We start from the raw sequence: 19,034 nt of genomic DNA on the forward strand, positions 1-19,034 counted from the left end.
GTATACTCGTCACTTTCCGTCTTTGTTCATCAGGATGCGGCATGAAAAGGTCTACTCTTCGAGTCTATATCACAAGATAAAGTGAAAGATAACTCATTGTTCAACAACGAAATATCGGGCGTCCGGATGGGCAAAGACAATCGCCGAGACGGACGCTTCAGGATCCATCATGTATTCCTCTGTCAAGTGGACGCCAATATCTTCCGGCTTGATGAGCTTGAACAGTTTTGACTGATCTTCAAGGTTCGGGCAGGCCGGGTAACCGAACGAAAAGCGCTGCCCCTGGTATTTCGCTGCAAAGCGCTCACGCATCGAGAAGTCCGTAGCGTCTGGGAATCCCCATTGATCTCGGATTTCCTGATGAATCCTTTCGGCAAATCCTTCAGCTAATTCAAGTGCTGTAGCTTGCAATGCGTGGCTCTCCAGAAATTTGCCACGTTCTTTCAGACGGATCGCTTCTTCGCGCACGCCATGACCTGCTGTCACCTGCATAAAGGCCACGTAATCAATTTCTCCGCTATCGACAGATTTCAGATAATCGGCGAGGCACAAGAACGGCTCCACTGATTGACGGGGAAAAGTGAACCGCTCGATTTCCGTTTTGGCATCGGCAGGATCATAAATCACCACATCATCTCCATCAGAGTGTGCCGGGAAAAATCGGTACATGCCTGATGGTTTTAATAGTCCTGATTTTAGAAACCCGGTAGCTAGCTCATGAAGTTCAACAGCACGGGCATCACCTTTCGTTAACATTTTTTCACTGAAGCCTTTCAAGCCAAGATGATGACCAATCAATGTTCGCATATTAACATAAGGATATAAATGACTTACTGAATAATCTTTCAGTACATGCCGTCGCAAATCGCTCGGTACATAAACCGGAACATCTTCCCTCACTGTCTTAACCGGTCTAGCCATGACTGCTACGGCCTGTCTGGATTCCCGTGCTTCTTCTGAAGCTCTGCGCTTTTCTTGTTGCGCATTTAACTCTTCTAATAAAACGGCTTTACCGCTGCCGCTTTGTAGCCGGTTTGCAATGTCCAATCCCTGCATAGCATCTTTCGCATAAATGACCGGGCCATTATATTCAGCGGAAATTTTGGTTTCTGTAAAACGTCGAGATAAAGCGGCACCCCCGACCAGTATTGGCACATCGATCCCTGCTTCTTTGAAATCCTGTGCAGTAATGACCATTTGCTTGGCTGATTTCACGAGAAGGCCCGATAAACCAACAATATCCGGTTTTTCTTTTTTGACAACGTCAATCAGCGTCGCCGGTGTCACTTTGATGCCAATATCCACTACTTTAAATCCGTTATTGCTCAAAATGATTTCCACCAGATTTTTGCCGATGTCGTGGACATCACCTTTGACAGTAGCCAGTACAATTTTTCCTTTCCCCGTATCGTCTTCTTTCTTTTCCATAAACTGTTCCAGGAATGATACAGCCGCTTTCATAACACCTGCGCTTTGCAGCACTTCTGCAACAATCAGTTGATTGTCATTGAACAAGCGGCCTACTTCAGCCATCCCTTCCATTAGCGGTCCATTGATAACGTCGAGCGGTGTCTCATACATATCCAAAGCTTTTTCCAAATCTGGAATGAGTCCTTCTTTTGTTCCTTCTAGAATGTAGTATGCCAATCGATCAGGAACAGTTTCCGGAATGTCATCCTCGGTCTTTTCCTTCTTTTTGTCCCGATAAAAAGCAGTGAAATCCGCTAAGGTCTGGTCGGTCGTAGTAAACAGCAATTCGTTGGCCATATTAATTTCCTTTTCCGGAATTGATGCGTAGCGCTCCAGCTTCTCGGTGTTGACGATAGCGTAATCTAAGCCAGCTTGCGTACAATGGTATAAGTAGACGGCATTAAGGACTTCCCGGCCGACCGGCGGTAACCCGAATGACACATTGCTGACCCCGAGGACGGTCAGCGACCGGGGGAATTTCTCCTTGATAAGCCGAATTCCTTCAATCGTTTCTTCAGCAGAACCGATGTATTGCTCATCGCCTGTTCCCACCGGAAAAACGAGCGGGTCAAAAATGATATCTTCCGGGGCGATTTTCCATTGGTTCACTAACAAATCATAAGAGTGTTCGGCAATCTCCAACTTGCGTTTCCGGGTCACTGCCATGCCTTGTTCATCAATTGTACCGATTACAATAGAAGCGCCGTATTTTTTCACAAGCGGCATGACAGCATCGAAACGTTCTTCCCCATCTTCCAAGTTGATGGAATTGATGATCGCCTTTCCCTGTGAAAATTTTAATGCTGCTTCGATAACCTCTTCATCAGTTGAATCGATTACGAGCGGAACTTTCACTTTTTTAACGACTTCCTTCATGAAATTTGTCATGTCTTCCAACTCATCCCGATCCGGATTAGCCAAGCAAATATCAATAACATGCGCTCCGCCTTTTACTTGCGCGCGGGCGATTTCAGCTGCTTCCTCGAATTTCCCATCCACGATCAGCCGCTTGAACTTTCGTGAACCAATCACATTTGTCCGTTCGCCGATAAATAGAGGTCGCATTGATTCATCGTATTGGAGCGGTTCAATACCGGATACTGTGTGGCCGCGTTCTGCAGAATCCGCCTTTCGCGGTTCAAACCCTTCCATCGCTTCCCTTACGGCCCGGATATGCGCCGGCGTCGTGCCACAACAGCCGCCGACCACATTCAGCCAGCCTTTTTCCGCAAAACCGCGCAATTTTTTCGACAGAGATTCCGGCGTTTCGTGATAATGCCCTTCTTCGTCCGGCAATCCGGCATTCGGGTAACAGCTGACATAACTATCCGACAGCTCGGATAACGAACGGATATGATCGGTCATGAACTCGGGTCCCGTTGCACAATTCAAGCCGACCGAAAGCGGTTTGACATGTTCGATTGAGATATAAAATGCTTCAATGCTTTGGCCGGCAAGCGTCGTGCCCATCGGTTCAATTGTTCCCGATATCATGATCGGCAATTCTATCCCCGTTTCTTCAAAGGCTCTTTTGATGCCGATTGTCGCCGCTTTAACGTTCAGCATGTCCTGGCTGGTTTCCAGTAAAATCAGATCAGCTCCGCCTTCGATTAACGCTTTCGCCTGTACGTGGAAATTATCCAACAATTCATCAAACGTGATACCGCCTGTTACCGACAGCGTTTTCGTCGTTGGCCCGATAGCTCCTGCAACAAAACGCGGCCACTCCGGCGTAGAAAAAGCCGTAGCGCTTCTTTTAGCGATTTCGACAGCACTTCGGTTAATTTCCGGTGCCTGGTCGCCCAGTCCATATTCATCCAGGACTACCGGTGTCCCGCCGAATGTATTGGTGCAGAGAATATCAGCTCCTGCTTCAAGATAGGCGTTATGGACATCTTCGATTACATCCGGACGGACGATGTTCAAGTATTCGTTGCAGCCATCAAATTCCTCGCCGCCAAAATCTTCCGGAGACAAGTTGGCATTCTGAATCATTGTTCCCATGGCGCCGTCAATAATCAGGATTCTTTTTTCTAGTTGCCGCTCAATAAGATGCTTGGACATAGCTGCTCTCGCTCTCTTTCTGTGAATCTAATTGGCGAATATAACGAATTAACTCTACAGACATATCATAACGGAAAAACGGTGTAATCAAGTAAATACCATGGAATAACTCTGCTGCCGTATCGATCAATTCTTTCGCTATCTGGATACCTTCTGCTGTCGCGCGATCTTTATCCTCGCCGCAAGCCCGCATCCGTTCAAGCGCATCTTCCGATAATTTGATGCCGGGCACTTCGTTGTGCAGGAATTCCGCGCTGCGGATGCTGGTAAGCGGCATGACCCCGATAAAAATCGGCGTTTCCAGGTGCTTGGTCTCTTCATGGATTTCGATAATTTTTTCTTTCGTGTAAACCGGCTGCGAAATAAAATAATCCGCCCCGCTTTCGATTTTCTTCTCCAGCCTTTTCACAGCTCGGTCCAAGACGCGGACATTCGGGTTGAACGCCGCAGCTACTGAAAAATTCGCTTTTTTCCGCAAAGGCTTCCCCGAAAATGAAATGCCCTCATTGAGCTTTTTGATCAATTGGATCAATTCCATGCTCGAGACATCATAGACGCTCGTTGCTCCCGGAAAATCACCGACTTTTGTCGGGTCTCCCGTCACAGCCAAGATATCGTGGATGCCCAGCGCATCAAGTCCCATCAAATGTGACTGCAATCCGATCAGATTTCGGTCACGGCATGTAATGTGAGCAAGCGGACGGATATTTTCCTGATGCTTTAAAATAGAGCCCATTGCCATATTGCTGATGCGCGGCGAAGCCAATGAATTATCCGCCATTGTAACCGCATCTACACCCATCTTATCCAACGCTTTCGAGCCTTCGATAAATTTAGAGATATCCAAATGTCGGGGTGTATCCAATTCCACGATGATCGTCCGTTCCGTTTTCGCTTTTTCATGAAGCGGTTTCACTTCCAGGGCTTCTGCTTCCCGGATAACAATCGGTTTTTTTGCCACTACTTCTTTTTGAGTGACCGGCGCTAAATTGCCGATGCGCTTTTTCACCGCTTCAATATGTTTCGGCGTCGTTCCGCAACAGCCACCGATCAACCGGACGCCTTCTTCTCTGAGCAATAAAGCTGTCCGCCCGAAATAATCGGCTTCGGGCTCATACACCACACGGCCATCTTCCACATCGAGCAAACTGGCATTGGGATAAGCGGAAAGAAATGCTTTGGATGGCAAGACCACTTCTTCAAGCGCCTGTATCGAATGGTGAGGTCCCAAACGGCAATTGACACCGACGATATCGGCCCCCAACGCCTCCAATTGCTGCAGCGCGTCATTTAAGGACATGCCGTTTTGCAGGATTCCCGGTTCGTGCATGGAAACTTGTGCGATGATCGGTGTATCCGTCAACTTTTTCAGATAGGAGACAGTGGCCGCTAATTCTTCAAAATCGTAATAAGTTTCGAGCAGCAGTGCATCCGGGTCATCTCCCAATAGATAACCCGCCTGCTGATTCACCATGGCGATGATCTCCTGCAGACTCGCATCGCTTTTCCGGATGCCGCGGATTCCACCGATGGTTCCGAAGACGTACTGGCCGCCGGGAGCTGCAGCGCGCTTGGCAATTTGGATGGCGGCTCTGTTAATCTCTTTCACTTGATGTTCCAGACCATAACGGGCCAGCTTCAAGGCATTTCCTCCGTAGGTGTTGGTCTGAATGATATCAGCTCCAGCTTGGATATATTCCCGGTGGATTCTTTCAATGATCTCCGGACGCTCCAAATTCAATTCTTCGTTGCAGTATTCGATTCCATTCGAATACAGCAATGTCCCCATGGCGCCGTCTGCAGTCAATATTTTAGTTTTCAGTTCCTCTAATAGCCCCATACCGCTTACCCTCCTGTATATACAAAAAAGCCTTCCCATGAAAAAGAAGGCTTTACGATAGCTAACTCGTTCCTTTTCATCTGCCAGGCAACACAAAGCCTGCTGGATTTAGCACCTGACCAAACGGTTGGTTGCTGAAGCATCAAAGGGCCAGTCCCTCAACTTCTCTCGATAAGAATTCATTATTAAGTTTTGAGTATTCTAAAAGAATACCTGCATCAGCTTATTAAGTCAAGGAGACAACGTGAACTACCGCCAATCAACAACCCCGTGGCTTACTCTTGTAATGTAAACTTCCCCGTGTGTAAAGATAAAAAAAGAAGAGATAACACCGGATGGTTGTAAGTATTATAAACAAGCAGGCGTGTTGATTAACTAGTTTTTTCCATCAAAAAAGCAACAAAAAGAGAGATGCTTTCAGTAAAATGTAAGTTACCACACAAACATTTACGGAAAGAGGCATCTCTCATGAACAAGAATACCACGTTCCAAAAACTGATTCAAAATTTTCTTCCAGCGACTGAGCTGCAGGCCATTTTAACCGAATTCGATTATCAGGACACAGCCCGGAAATGCACGGTGGGGACGGTGATCTCGTACTTGGCGGGCGCCGCTGCGAATGAATGGAAAAGCCTCCGTCACGCAGCGGATGTCGGGCCGGGCAGCGGACTTGTCGCTGTTGACCATTCGTCACTTTCCAAGCACCTGAAGGCGCTTGACTATGCCATCATGAAACGGATCCTTGATGTCATCATCGGCAAACTGAACCGGGCGGCGCGCCGCAGCCTGAACATGCCGAAAACACTTCTGTCCATTGATTCGACGACGATCACGGTCGGAAAGACCCGCCTGCCCTGGGCGCTCTATCATGGTGAACGCGCCGGCATCAAACTGCATGTCGGATTCTCCAATGAGACGGGCATGCCCCTCCGGGTCGTAGAGACGACCGGCCTCAAGCACGACGGACCGATCGGCAAAGAGTTGGAAGACAAACGGTTTATCCTGGTCGGTGACCGGGCATATTTCTCGATAGAGAAAGCGGACCTGTATGCAGGAAACAAGCAGGATTTTGTCTTCCGGCTGAAAGACAATATTCAGCTGAACCGAAAAAAATCGCTGAAAGGCATACGCGACAAGGAATCGAACGTGACCGCAGATTTCACCTGTATCTTGGGAACTCCCCGGCACCAGACCCAGAAGCGGCACCGGGTGGTTCAGTTCACCGACTATGAAGGAAAAGTCATCAGCGTGGCGACATCGCTGCGGAATGTGACCGCGGAAGAGATCGCCGGCATGTACAAGGCGCGCTGGGCCATCGAAACCTTTTTCCGCTGGATCAAACAAAATCTAAATGTGCCTGTCCTGTTCGGCGCCACAGAGAATGCCGTCTTCACTCAGTTATTCGCCGCACTGATCGCTTATGTCATCCTCAAGTGGCTCCATATTCGAGGCGGTCGGCAGCCGAACGCCAAATCGCTGTCCTTCGCCGGCTTTCAGCGCCTGCTTCTTTGTGATGCCCTGCCGATCGAGTGGCGGGTCGGGATAACGAAACAGTTTGAACCATCCTGGCTACTTCATAAATTGGAAACTGGATGATTTTGGGTAATCAACAGGCGTGCGATGAAATATTAGTATTCAAACTTTAAAGTACAAAAAGCCGTATTTGCTGCGGCTTCTTAACTATATTGATTTTCACCTCTCTAGTTTGATACCAATAAATTTCAGTTCCAGCATTTCTTCTACCGCATACTTAACACCTTCTCGGCCTATGCCACTTTGTTTGACACCGCCATACGGGTAGTTATCTTGCCGATAAGTCGAAGATTCATTGATCCAGACACCACCGCTTTCAATTTGGTCAGCTACGCGCAGCGCCCGGTCGATATTTTTTGTGAACACAGCGCCTTGCAGGCCATAGATGGTGTCATTCGCCTGTGCAATGGCGTCCTCCTCCTGTTCAAATGGAATAACAGAAATAATCGGGGCAAACACTTCTTTTTTCACGACATGCATGCCTTTGTTAACGTTTGTCAGAATCGTCGGAGGAACAATGTTGCCGTTTCGTTCTCCGCCTGTTTCTGCTTTCGCCCCTTCTTCCACCGCTTTTTGAATCCATTCATCTGTTCGTTTTGCTGCCTCTTCTGTAATCATCGGTCCAATGTCAACAGATTCGTCGGCTGGGTCACCTATTTTTAAATTGTTCGTCGTCGCAATCAGTTCCTCAAGCAACTGATCATAAATATCTTTATGGGCATAAATCCGTTGTACTGAAATACACGTCTGACCGGAATAACCGAATCCGCCTTTCACAAGGGAGACCGCTACATCTTCAATATTTGCATCATCAAACACAATAATCGGGGAGTTGGATCCCAGTTCCAATGTCAATTTTTTAAAGCCCGCTGATTGTTGGATACCTTTTCCTACCGGTACGCTTCCTGTAAACGAAATTTTAGCCACCTTTTCATGCTCGACGAGCGGCTGTCCGATTTCCTCTCCCGTTCCAAGGACGAGATTTAAAGCGGATTCGGGTAGACCGGCTTCATGTAGAAGCTTGACAATTTTATAGCCAGTAATTGGTGTTTTCTCTGCCGGTTTAAATACGACAGTATTGCCAGCTGCAATGGCGGGGGCTAATTTATGCAAAGTTAAATTCAGCGGGAAATTGAATGGAGTAATTGCACCGACTACTCCTAACGACTTCTTCTTCACAAAACCCATTCTGTTTTCCCCACCGATAGCAGCATCCATCGGTACAACTTCCCCGGTAATATTTTTGGCTTCTTCCGCTGCATAGCGCAACAACTGAACTGACCGCTGAACTTCTGTCCGGCTTTGTTGAATCGGTTTTCCAGACTCGGCCATAATCGATTGGGCAAATTCTTCTTTCCGTTCCTCTACGAGCTGGGCGGCTTTCCGTAAAATATCTCCGCGTTTATACGCGGGCATTTGTTTCATCGTCTTTTCATAGGCCTCATAACTGCTGTTGACCGCATCATTCAAATCATCTGCTGTTGCAAGGGCGAGTGTCCCTAATATCTCCTGGTTGAATGGATTTTTAACATCATGCGCTTTCCTGTCCTGTTCGTTTCGCTCTATCCCGTTAATGATTGAACCGATAAGCATGTTGCTTCCTCCTAGTAAAAGAATTCGATGGGCTTTGAGTCAGCTTTCCGTTTTCCTGTGATTGTGAAGCAATCAATAAATTTGGTTGATTCAAGGCAAAAACCTTCAACCGCCTATTTTAATCCGGTGGTTCCTTTTACATGCACTGTCATCATCCTGTAAAGCTTAGTGAAATCCGTAAAGTCTAGGTTGCCAAATTTTTAGTACGAAGAATGACCGAATTCATTCTAGCCTTCCATCTGTTTGTCCTTACCCTCTATTACACCACAGTAAAACAACAAACAGAGTGTGAGTTTCAAGTTCCGTCCCATTCATTTGAAGTATCTCCCTATGGATTCACAGTCAGTAGTCGATTTTGGAGATTGAGTTAAATGGTCGATGTTTGATTATTCATACGTAACAGCATATAAATATCCGGAAACAAAGATTCATGGGCTTTTCCCGTAATCCTATCTTCAAAAAATGAACTGTACCAAAAGAGCACTGCTCCCTTTATGAAAAGAGGAAGCAATGCTCTGACTTGGAACGATAAGCTTTTCTGAGGATTTTTAGACAAGCCAGGACAATCGCGTCTCAATCACTGAGGTTCTGTTACAATCCCGTCGAATGTGGACTGATAAATTTTGCGAATGTCGTCTTCTGTGAGTTCCATTGGACTCCGGGCTAGCAGCCGCTTTTGTTTGACGGCGTCAGCTGTCAGTGATTCAAGTGCACTTTCCGGCACATCAAATCCTTCTAGTGTCTGCGGGATACCGACGTCACTCACAATCCGAACGAGTTCTTCCACACAACGGAGCGAGGCTTCTTCGTCCGACAGGTAAGCGGAATTACCGCCGAGCGCCTCCAGAATACCCGCCATGCGCGCCATGCAACTTTTACGGATATAACCCATCACGTAAGGCAGTAGCACGGCATTCGAGTCTCCGTGTGCAATGTGGAACTGGCCGCCGAGCGGATAGGCAAGTGCATGCACCCCAGCAACCCCGGCATTGAAGAATGCCAAGCCAGCCATGTAGCTGCCGAGGCTCATGTCTGTTCGGGCGAGCTCATCTTCACCATTTTTTACTGCCCGTCTAAGTGAGCCTGCAATCAGTCGAATTGCTTGGAGGGCGAGCGCGTCAGTCGCTGGACTGGCATTAACGGAGACATATGCTTCCACTGCATGGGTTAGTGCATCGATGCCGGTCGCGGCGGTCACTGTTGCCGGAACGGAGACGGTCAGCACCGGATCGACGATCGCTGCGTCGGCGAGCAGGTAGTCATGCGTGACGACATCTTTCGTCGTTTCGAGCGATAACACGGCGATATTCGTCACTTCAGATCCTGTGCCGGAAGTCGTTGGAATGAGAATCATTGGCAGTCCTTTTTTGGTGATTTTCTTCGTCCCACTCAAGTTCAGGTAGTCCGCTACGTCCCCTTCATGGACAGCCATTGCAGAAGCAACTTTTGCCAAGTCGAGTGCACTGCCGCCGCCTAGGCCGATCACCATGTCGAATCCGCCACTGCGGGTGTATTCCGCCAACTTTTCCCCAACAGCAATCGGAGGTTCGGGAACAACGCCCGTATACAGTGTCACGTCGTAACCCGCACCCCTTAACGGCTCAGTCACTTGCTTGGTCAGCCCAATTTTCTCCAGCATGGGGTCTGTCACGACAAGGATTTTCTGAGGTGAATGCTTTTCTGTCTCGGGAATCAGATGCTCAAGCGCTCCCCAGCCGGTATAGCTTAGCGGAACAAAGACAAGTTTAGAAACAGTCATGGTGTCACTCCTTTACTCATAATAACCTTCGGTTGATTTGCGAAAGTTGCGGAACTGGTCAGCGTCATGGCCAAACCAGACATCGGCGTTCGTTTCACGGGCAATCCGGCGGATTTTCTCTACTGCCGCTGAGTAACCCACGGAATCGTACAGAATGCCGGGTGGTTTGATCGGCGGTCCAAAGCTTTCCGCTGTATAGATGGCATCCGACGCAAGAATGATATTGCCGGTTTCAGGCATCTCAATATGGAGGCCCAACATGCCCCAAGCATGGCCACTGCCGAAATTCAAGAGGCGGATACCTTCTGCCAACTGCAGATTATCTTCGGTTCTCTTGATTGTCTGCCATTGCAAATTGTTTTTGATCCAAGCGTCGATATCGGCCCATATGTATGCGCCTTCAGCAGTATTACGTGCATACGTCTGTAGCGTGCCATTCAACTCATCTTCATGTACAATGATTTTTGCGTTTGTGAAAATTTCCAGACACCCGGCATGGTCTAAGTGGAGGTGTGAGGCCACGACATATTTCACTTCTTCCGGACGGACACCGAGCTGTTCAAGCCGATTCGGCAGGTAGCACTCTTCCGGCATATTAATCGGAAACATCTTTTGAGTGACAGGACCCCAACGACCCTCTGGCCCCATGGAATTCGGATTACAAGCAGTATCAAACAGAATTTTCCCCTCAGGATGATCAATCAGCACGGTATACACTGGAAACTCTACAAATTCCGTCTGCGCGTTTGGATTGTCAATCGTCGCTGGATTGTGCATCGCAATCATCCAGTTCTTGTCCATCCGCATCGTCCCATTATCCATGACAAAGAGTTTCGGTCGTGATTGATTATAATTCACCATTTTGGTTCCCCTCTCAATTTAAATGATTTCACTTGCCATTGGCCTTGCACTGTCTTAATTCACCACCTTACGTTACCTCAGTTTCTGTTTTTTATTCGAAACATCAACTGCTGTATATGGAAAATTTATCCTATATTATTCCCTCCTTGTTTATTCGTGTTTCTCTTCTATGTAATTTGAGTAGGTTGTTGCTTGCTGTCGGAAAGACATAGAGAGAACGTTTTCTTCCTGCGTTTTTCCCTTACCCTACTTTTATTTTTTTAACCCTCTTTTCTCAGGATTCTCAGGAACAGCCTTTTCTAAAGAGCCTGAGGAAAAGAAAACGATTATAATAACCCAAGCTATGAGGTTTTAAATTTTCACCTCTGGGAATATGTAATTGAATAGAATACAAAAAATTCGGTGCCAATCCGTTGATTATTTTATTTTGATCGAACGGAAAGTTGAAATATTCCAGCGTGCTACCTTGCTATTATCACTTCTTCCAGAAAACGTCATTTTCCTTGCATTCTTTAAGAGTAAATCAGCCGGCCCGGTTTTTGGCTATAAGTGAAGCGGATTTGTTTGGGTTTTTTAATTTGAGAGAGATAGGGTGAACAAAATGAAATTGAGTACGAAAGATTATTATGCGTTAGGCATTAAACAAATATACGGCAATTCCGAGAGAACAATTTCTTCCATCACTTATGATTCCAGAAAAACCAAAAGGGGTGGGATGTTTTTTTGCCTGACAGGCGAAAACCATGATGGCCATCAATTTATTGAACAAGCCATCCAAAATGGAGCCGACGTTATTATCGGAACAAAAGGGGAAATATTACGGAGGTTTTACTCTACCTATCCGGAATGTACGTTTATGGTAACGGATGATACGAGAATGGCCATGGGGTTATTTTCTGCTGCTTATTACGACCAAGTCCACCGCCAGTTAAAAACTGTGGCGGTCACCGGCACAAACGGCAAAACGACCGTTACTGCTTTTGTTCGATCGCTCCTGAATCAGGCCGGTATTACCACGGGATCTATTGGGACAGCCGGCGTATGGAATCATGAGAAGAAACTGGATTTCGAACAAACAACGAATACAACACCCGAATCACCGGATCTTCACGCTATATTCAATCGCTTTATTGGGCAAGGTGTAGAGGCAGCAGCGCTTGAAGTCACTTCGATCGCAATCGAACAACAGCGGGCAGCCGGCACCACCTTTGACATCGGTGTTCATACGAATTTAACACCGGAGCACCTGGAATTCCACAAGACCTTTGAAAATTATAAACAGGCGAAACTAAAACTGTTCGATCAGGTAAAAAAAGCGGTGGTCAATGTGAATGACGCCGGGATGAGTGATGTGATTCTGACTCGTTTCCGCGGCCCTCTTTTTACATATGGAATCGATAAGCCCGCAGATGTCATGGCAACAAAACTGGAAATGGACGAACGGGGAACGGCATTTCAGCTCCACCTCGGCCCTTATCGCTACCAGATCCGTGCGCCCATCTTCGGTGACTATAATGTTTCCAACTTGCTGGCTGCCATTTGTGTTTGCCTCCATTTTGGAATACCCGCTAACGATATTATAAAAGCCATTCCTCATATTAAAGGACCCGAGGGGCGGTTCGAAGTGATTGAACATCAAAACGGATATAAAATCATCATGGATTATGCCCATACGCCAGACGGATTGGAAAAGGTATTGAGCGTAGTGCAGCACTTTGACTACCGGCGGCTTATTCTGATGATTAGCGGCATCGGTTTAAGAAGCCCTGAAAAACGGCCGCAAATGGCTGCAGTGGCCGAAACAGCGGCTGATGAAGTTATCGTCACGGTCGACCATCCTGGTTTCTTCGATCGGAAAAAGATCTTGAATGACGTATTTAAAGGGTTCCGGCGCCCGGGAGCTCTCCAATTACACCAGGAACCGGAGCGAAAAAAAGCTATCCATACAGCCATGTCACTTGCCAAGCCGGGAGACTTGGTTCTCTTAACCGGTCTTGGATTCGGCGGCTATCAAGTGATAGGGGATCAGAAGATTCCCTATTCCGAGAATGAATCTATTGAGAGTTTTCATCATTAATAGTAAGCAGCCAGCTTTCATCTATTTCTTTTTGAATTTCGGCTTTAGAAAGACAGTTAGTTGCTCAGATGCTCTGACAATTAATTATGAAACCCGGTGAAGTAGCCAAAGTCAGAGTGGCCGGTGTGAATGTTGCAACGTCCCGTCATTACGAGAACTACACGTTGATTTCCTAATCCCCTCGGACCCGTTCCCGCTATCGCGGTCAACGGTAAATTGATCGATTGCTGTAAAAACGCAGGCATCAATATGGAATTCGTGAGGAAAGCAGGAATTGGTGAATCAGCTCCTAAAATAATATCTAAGCTGACAAGGATGAATTTCCAGGTTATGGTGGAAATTCATCCTTTTTTAATTATGTCTCCTCCCCATTTTTGTTTTGAAAAACCAGTCATACCCGTTCAACGGACCGCGTATTCCATGAAAACATATTCAATTCATTTTCAGCCAATTCCTCGTTTAGAAAAGCTATTCTTCTCCCTCTTGTTCGTCGCTTTTAATCTCACCTTTGATTAAAGGCAAGCGATTTGTTCATCTCTGGGGGAGCGTAAAATATCTTGTGTAAATGAGTGAATAGAAAAAGGAAGACCCCATCCTGTAGAATTGAGCTACCACACAAAATTCACAGAGATGAGGCCTTCCCTATGAACCAGTTTACAACAGAACTTGCGCAAGCTCTATATAAGTTGAGTTAAAGAATTTACATTCTGACACACAACCGGTCAATTACTTCTTCCCGACGCTGATCCACGTCCTTGAGGAAGGCTCGGACAGCGAGCGTGATTTTCTGGACCGTGCCAAAAAAGACATTATGGATGACGGCTTCCTTCAGCCATTTCCATACACCTTCCATCAGATTGAGCTGCGGACTGTAAGGCGGCAGGAAGACGAGTTCCAACCGATCACGGTTTTCTTCCAGGAAGGGCTGAATCAACTTGGCATGATGAATCCGGGCGTTATCCAGAATCATGACAAGTTTACCCGTTGGGTAAGCGGTCAGAAGCTTCTCGAGGAAGCGCAGGAAGGTTCCGGCACCATAGCGCTCTTCTTCTGTGCAGATAATCTCTCCGGTCTCATAATCCAACGTGCCAATCAGCTTGACGCCTTTGTGCTGGCCGAATGTCGGAATCATCCGCTGTTGTCCGCGCAGGAACCAGGTGGACCCGATCGCCTGATAGTCACGGATCATGGATTCATCCTCAAACAGCAGACGGTCGATTTTGCCATCCATCAGTTTTTTTTAAGATCGGGGAACGTCTTGTCCCGGAACTCCGCCTGCTTTTCAGGATCTGCTTTCTTCAGCGTATACGTCGGACGGGTGAAGCTGAGGCCGAGGGAGTCGAATAGCTGGGAGAGCCCTTTCGGCGAGTAGGTCTCTCCCCATTTTCGCTCGATCAGTTCGACTGCGAGGCCGAGTGTCCAATTGGCGCGTGCCGGAAACCCGACATCCGCCGGTGTCTGATGGGCGATGATGTCCCGCAGTTCCTGCCGCTGTTCAGCTGTCAGTTTGGGCGGTCTTCCGGTGGATGTGCCGCGTTGGAGGCCGGCGAGTCCACCTTTCTTGTAAGCGGCCATGTAACTCCCGACTGTATGTTCAGTGCGACCGATGATGGCAGCGGCCTCTTTCTGGGTCTTGCCTTCCAGGACAAGTCGGACTGCCTGATACCGCTCGAACATCCGGCGCTCCTGTTCACTGTTCATCACTGTCTGCAGTTCTTGAATTTCCGCTTCCCGGTTCATGGCCAATCCTTCCTTTCACGTGTTTTTTTTAGTGTACACGTAGAGGGAGGGAATGAAAATAATTTATCTCATCTTATATAGTAAAGAAAGAAGATATCACAGATGTGTTCCGCAGCCATCTCGAAGCGGCGGTGAACCTCCTGCTCGCAACCGAGCTGACGGCGTTTCTGGATTATGACAAATACGATCGCGCCGGCTTCAATTCCGGCGATTCACGCAACGGTTCTTATAACCGGACACTCCGTACGGAGTTTGGTGAGCTTCAGCTGACGATTCCGCGGGACCGGAACGGCGAATTTGACCAGCAGACCGTGGCGCCGTACAAGCGGTCGAACGATACACTCGAATCCTTCGTCGTCCACCTGTTCCAAAAAGGCGTGACGATGTCTGAAATCGCCGATCTGATCGAGCGGATGTACGGCCATCACTATACACCGCAGACCGTCTCCAATATGGCACGCGCAGTCGGCGAACAGGTGGAGGCCTTCAAGGCGCGTCAGCTGGCGTCGCGCTATGTATGCGTCTACCTGGACGCCACCTATATCGCACTCAAACGCGACACGGTCTCCAAGGAAGCGGTCTATCTGGCCATCGGCATCCGGGAAGATGGCTCGAAGGAAGTGCTCGCCTATACGATCGCACCGACGGAATCAGCCTACGTCTGGAAAGAGGTCCTCCAGGACCTGAAAGAAAGGGGAACGGAAGAAATCCTCCTGTTCGTCACGGACGGACTGAAAGGGATCACTGACTGTATCGCCAGTGTCTATCCGGATGCGAAGTACCAGGCATGTCACGGCCATGTTTCCCGCAACATCGCCCATAAAGTGCGCGTCCAGGACCGGGCGGAAATCTGCGGGGACTACAAGGCGGTATACCGGTCTGAAGACCGGGAGAAGGCAGCCGACGCCTTGGCTGCGTTCATTGCCAAATGGAAAACCGCCTATCCGCGGGTCGCCAAATCGCTCGCTGACAATGGGCACCTGCTTACATTTTACGATTTCCCGGCTGCCATCCGGCCGAGTATCTATTCGACGAATCTCATTGAATCGTTTAACAAGGAAATCAAGAAGTACAGCCGGCGCAAGGAACAGTTTCCGAATGAGGATTCCCTGGACCGTTTCCTGGTGTCCCGGTTTGAGACTTATAACCAGAAGCACGCCACCAGCTGCCACCGTGGCTTTAATTCAGCGCGCGCTGAATTGGTGGCCATGTTCAACCAGACAGAGCAGCCGACAACTTAATAGGATCTGCAGGATTGGGGATTAGCCATTTACACATAATTCTTGACGCTCCCCGTTCGGGAATAGGTGACAAACGTATAGCCATACAAATAATATGAAGATTTTCTCAGTAGTATCATTAGAAACAGGAATTCTTTGATGTCCCTTAGTTATTCATTGTAAATAGCCCGAAAAAAATGTACGGTAAGTATAAAATGAAGCTGCAGATGGGATGGTCATAATTGGAACTGAATGGAAATATGGACCAGAAGGAGTGAGTACGTGAAAACACATTCTTTTTGTCACGAGCAGTGGAAATGGCATGAACTCGACTTCATCACGGAAAATGATGAGTTGCGCAAACTGACAGCCGGCTATAACGTGCCGGATTTATGGCTGGCACTGGCAGGGTACGACGAACACAACAAGCTGCAGATGAACCGGAATGCCCAGCAAGAGGACGCAATCTGGGGGTCTCTTGTCTATAAACTGGATCCGGCTGACAGGGAGACGCAGCAGATTTTCCACTTTTTCTTATCCCGCGACATGCTCATTACCGGCAACAGGGATTTTTCGAGCTGGGCGGACATGGCCAAAGAACCGATGCTCAGAAAAATGGAAACGACAGATACTGCAATTGAAGGGCTGATGATCATCGCGGGTACGCTCATTACCGGATTTCTGAAACAAATTAATGCCTTGGCAATGGATATTCAGGACTTGCGTTGGGACCTGAAGAAATCAAACGGGCAGGATGTGCTGGACCGGCTGACGGCTCTCCGGCATCAGCTTCTTGTGATAAGAAACTTGACCATTCCCGTAAAGGAAATCCATATGGCAATCACAGAAATCTTTGAGGAACAGAATCAGCGCAAGCAATTTTATGAACAGGCAGGCGTGCAATTGGACCGCTGCCACTTTCTGATTCAGGAATACACAAAAGAAGTTTCGGCAATGGTGAGCTCAGAAGAAATTATGGCGTCTGTCACGGGCAATGAAGTTGTGAAAACGCTGACAGTCATCACCTTGCTGTTCACACCGATTACTGCATGGGGCGCTTGGTGGGGCATGAATTTCATCCATATGCCGGAACTGAATGAGAAATACGGGTACTTATTTTCGGGTCTGTTTATCTTTTCAAACATTGCCTTGCTCTATATCTATATTCAGAGAAAGGGGTGGCTGGGCGATTTGCTGAACGGCAAAAAGCAAAGGTGAAACTTCCCGGCAAGTTAAAACGAGCCCATACAGAGAACGCCGGATGATGTGAGATAAAAAACAATAGAGGGTTGAATGTAACATAACTGCACAAAAGCAACAAAACCTCTTGCTTGATAAGTATATGGACAAGTCTGTGGTAGTTCATCTGATTTTAGGCGTAAAGATTAAAGGCACATTGAATAATACGATGGTTACATGATTGTGTTATCCGTGAAAGACGGTGAAGCCTTGGTATATAAATACGCAGACGCGCTGGTTCGGCCCTAACGAGCTAAAGCAAAAGAATAAAAGAACTTACCGGCGGAGAGGTTGTAAGAATCTATCTCTTTCTCTTATGAGTGAATTTAGTATAATAGAGGCATACGAGCTTGTAATAGCCTGTTCAAGTGAGAAAGTAACCCATCTATATAAGTTGATTTAATGTTTCGAACATCCAGCAATCAGGTGTATACTGTTAATACCTGAAAGGATGATCGAATATGGAAAAACAGGATCAGCTGAGCGAACTGCAGGAAGCCATGAACCAGGCGAAAGACCGCCGGCTTTACGAACGATATCTGGCTGTCCGTCTTGTCCTGGAGGGCGAGACAATGGAGGAAGCCGGCCGGATCATCGGCCGGCGCCGCCAGGCCGTCAGTTCTTACTTGTCCGCTTATCTGGCAGGCGGCATCGAGGGACTGGCCCTTGGCCATTCCACTGGAAAGAAACCGAAACTGACGGCAGAACAGCAGGAAGAGCTGGCGGAGACGATTGCCACCCGGACACCGGCCGATGTCGGCTTCAGCGCCCGCTACAACTGGACACTCGCACTGGCTGCCGAATACGCGAAAAACAGATGGGGCGTCTCTTATTCCCTGCGCGGTATGTCGATTCTGTTGGGCAGGCAGGGGCTCTCCAATACACGGCCGACGTATACGCTGGAGAAAGCCGATCCGGAAAAGCAGCGGGAATTCAAGGAAAAGACGTTTCCAGCGCTAAAAAAAAGCTGATGGCTGAAGAGATCGACCATCTCCTCTTCGAGGATGAGTCGATGATCCGAGATTACCAGGCAATCGGGCGGACGTGGTTCAGAAAAGGGGAACAGCGGTTCATCCCCACTCACGGCCAACACAAAGGCGTGAAGCTCATCGCCACGCTAAATTACGCGACGGGCGAAGTCTTCTGCACAGAAGAAGAACGGTATGATGCCGTGACGTTCCTGCGCTTTCTCAGGAAACTCCTATCTGTTTACCCAACGGGTAAGATCGCCGTGGTTCTGGACAATGCCCGAATCCATCACGCGAAGCTGATCCAGCCGTTTCTGGAAGAGAACCGGGACCGATTGGGGCTTGTCTTCCTGCCGCCCTACAGCCCCCAACTGAACCTGACGGAAGGCCTCTGGAAATGGCTGAAGGAATCCGTCATTAACAATGTCTTCTTCCCGGATGTTCGTAAGATTAAGCTGAAAGTGCGGGAATTCATCCAGTACATCAGCGAGCGATTGGAAGAAGTGATTGATCGGCTTTGCGTGCGCCTTTGAGTATGTTTCTTTAATTCAACTTATATAGGTGCTAATTGGCCTCAAAGGGTGGATTGCTTTTTTCTGCGTATAAGCCAGTAAACAGCAGCTGATCCGGTGTTTGAAGACACCTCTATCTACTGTTGTAATAGCGATGA

At 47.9% G+C, this 19,034-nt stretch carries 11 protein-coding genes and 1 riboswitch; of the genes, 5 read left to right on the forward strand and 6 right to left on the reverse strand.

All coding sequences use genetic code 11. The annotated features are described in order from the left end of the window. Nucleotides 1–93 precede the first annotated feature (93 nt). Both metH and B0X71_RS19935 read right to left on the reverse strand, forming a co-directional pair. Entirely contained in the window at nucleotides 94–3,534 is a 3,441-nt protein-coding gene (gene metH / locus B0X71_RS19930; protein ID WP_077591303.1) for a methionine synthase, read from the reverse strand. Next, the gene (locus tag B0X71_RS19935; RefSeq protein WP_077591304.1) at nucleotides 3,515–5,374 is read right to left on the reverse strand and encodes a bifunctional homocysteine S-methyltransferase/methylenetetrahydrofolate reductase; all 1,860 of its coding nucleotides are present in this window, start codon (nucleotides 5,372–5,374) and stop codon (nucleotides 3,515–3,517) included. The genes metH and B0X71_RS19935 overlap by 20 nt, the downstream gene beginning before the upstream one ends. A gap of 73 nt (nucleotides 5,375–5,447) precedes the next feature. Beyond that, nucleotides 5,448–5,552: riboswitch (SAM riboswitch) on the reverse strand. 290 nt (nucleotides 5,553–5,842) lie between these two features. Between B0X71_RS19935 and B0X71_RS19940 the strand changes: the two genes are divergently transcribed. Then, a complete protein-coding gene (locus B0X71_RS19940; RefSeq protein ID WP_077591305.1) occupies nucleotides 5,843–6,970 on the forward strand; it encodes an IS4 family transposase in 1,128 nt (375 codons plus the stop codon). A 96-nt stretch (nucleotides 6,971–7,066) separates the two neighbouring features. On the opposite strand, the gene B0X71_RS19945 is transcribed toward B0X71_RS19940, so the two are convergent. The 3 genes from B0X71_RS19945 to ahlS form a co-directional block, all read right to left on the reverse strand. Then, the gene (locus B0X71_RS19945) at nucleotides 7,067–8,500 is read right to left on the reverse strand and encodes an aldehyde dehydrogenase family protein (protein ID WP_077591306.1); all 1,434 of its coding nucleotides are present in this window, start codon (nucleotides 8,498–8,500) and stop codon (nucleotides 7,067–7,069) included. Between the two features lie 577 nt (nucleotides 8,501–9,077). Next, on the reverse strand, nucleotides 9,078–10,259 hold the full coding sequence (locus B0X71_RS19950) for an iron-containing alcohol dehydrogenase (RefSeq protein WP_077591307.1): 1,182 nt from the start codon (nucleotides 10,257–10,259) through the stop codon (nucleotides 9,078–9,080). Between the two features lie 12 nt (nucleotides 10,260–10,271). Next, a complete protein-coding gene (gene ahlS / locus B0X71_RS19955) occupies nucleotides 10,272–11,120 on the reverse strand; it encodes an AhlS family quorum-quenching N-acyl homoserine lactonase (protein ID WP_077591308.1) in 849 nt (282 codons plus the stop codon). 601 nt (nucleotides 11,121–11,721) lie between these two features. Between ahlS and B0X71_RS19960 the strand changes: the two genes are divergently transcribed. Then, complete coding sequence (locus B0X71_RS19960) at nucleotides 11,722–13,197, forward strand: UDP-N-acetylmuramoyl-L-alanyl-D-glutamate--2,6-diaminopimelate ligase (protein ID WP_156890003.1); 1,476 nt, start codon at nucleotides 11,722–11,724, stop codon at nucleotides 13,195–13,197. A gap of 700 nt (nucleotides 13,198–13,897) precedes the next feature. Here the strand turns inward: B0X71_RS19960 and B0X71_RS19970 are convergent. Continuing rightward, nucleotides 13,898–14,943 (reverse strand): IS630 family transposase gene (locus B0X71_RS19970; protein WP_156890004.1). Its coding sequence is split into 2 segments (ribosomal slippage): nucleotides 13,898–14,437 and nucleotides 14,440–14,943, totalling 1,044 coding nucleotides; the frame shifts between segments, so codons are not numbered across the junction. Between the two features lie 59 nt (nucleotides 14,944–15,002). On the opposite strand from B0X71_RS19970, the gene B0X71_RS19975 reads away from it, so the two are divergent. From B0X71_RS19975 to B0X71_RS19985, 3 genes are all read left to right on the forward strand, one after another. Continuing rightward, the gene (locus B0X71_RS19975; protein WP_077591310.1) at nucleotides 15,003–16,178 is read left to right on the forward strand and encodes an IS256 family transposase; all 1,176 of its coding nucleotides are present in this window, start codon (nucleotides 15,003–15,005) and stop codon (nucleotides 16,176–16,178) included. A gap of 261 nt (nucleotides 16,179–16,439) precedes the next feature. Further along, a complete protein-coding gene (locus B0X71_RS19980) occupies nucleotides 16,440–17,375 on the forward strand; it encodes a magnesium transporter CorA family protein (RefSeq protein WP_198038763.1) in 936 nt (311 codons plus the stop codon). Nucleotides 17,376–17,857: 482 nt separating this feature from the next. Continuing rightward, a protein-coding gene (locus B0X71_RS19985) for an IS630 family transposase (RefSeq protein WP_269750118.1) occupies nucleotides 17,858–18,897 on the forward strand; the annotation gives its coding sequence in 2 pieces (ribosomal slippage) (nucleotides 17,858–18,355 and nucleotides 18,358–18,897; 1,038 coding nt in all). Nucleotides 18,898–19,034 lie beyond the last annotated feature (137 nt).

Source organism: Planococcus lenghuensis (assembly GCF_001999905.1).
GTDB classification, from domain to species: domain Bacteria; phylum Bacillota; class Bacilli; order Bacillales_A; family Planococcaceae; genus Indiicoccus; species Indiicoccus lenghuensis.

Bases quoted from the DNA above. Each gene is read 5' to 3' on its own strand.
- metH (WP_077591303.1), bottom strand. From the start codon at position 3,534: ATGTCCAAGCATCTTATTGAGCGGCAACTAGAAAAAAGAATCCTGATT.
- B0X71_RS19935 (WP_077591304.1), bottom strand. From the start codon at position 5,374: ATGGGGCTATTAGAGGAACTGAAAACTAAAATATTGACTGCAGACGGC.
- B0X71_RS19940 (WP_077591305.1), top strand. From the start codon at position 5,843: ATGAACAAGAATACCACGTTCCAAAAACTGATTCAAAATTTTCTTCCA.
- B0X71_RS19945 (WP_077591306.1), bottom strand. From the start codon at position 8,500: ATGCTTATCGGTTCAATCATTAACGGGATAGAGCGAAACGAACAGGAC.
- B0X71_RS19950 (WP_077591307.1), bottom strand. From the start codon at position 10,259: ATGACTGTTTCTAAACTTGTCTTTGTTCCGCTAAGCTATACCGGCTGG.
- ahlS (WP_077591308.1), bottom strand. From the start codon at position 11,120: ATGGTGAATTATAATCAATCACGACCGAAACTCTTTGTCATGGATAAT.
- B0X71_RS19960 (WP_156890003.1), top strand. From the start codon at position 11,722: ATGAAATTGAGTACGAAAGATTATTATGCGTTAGGCATTAAACAAATA.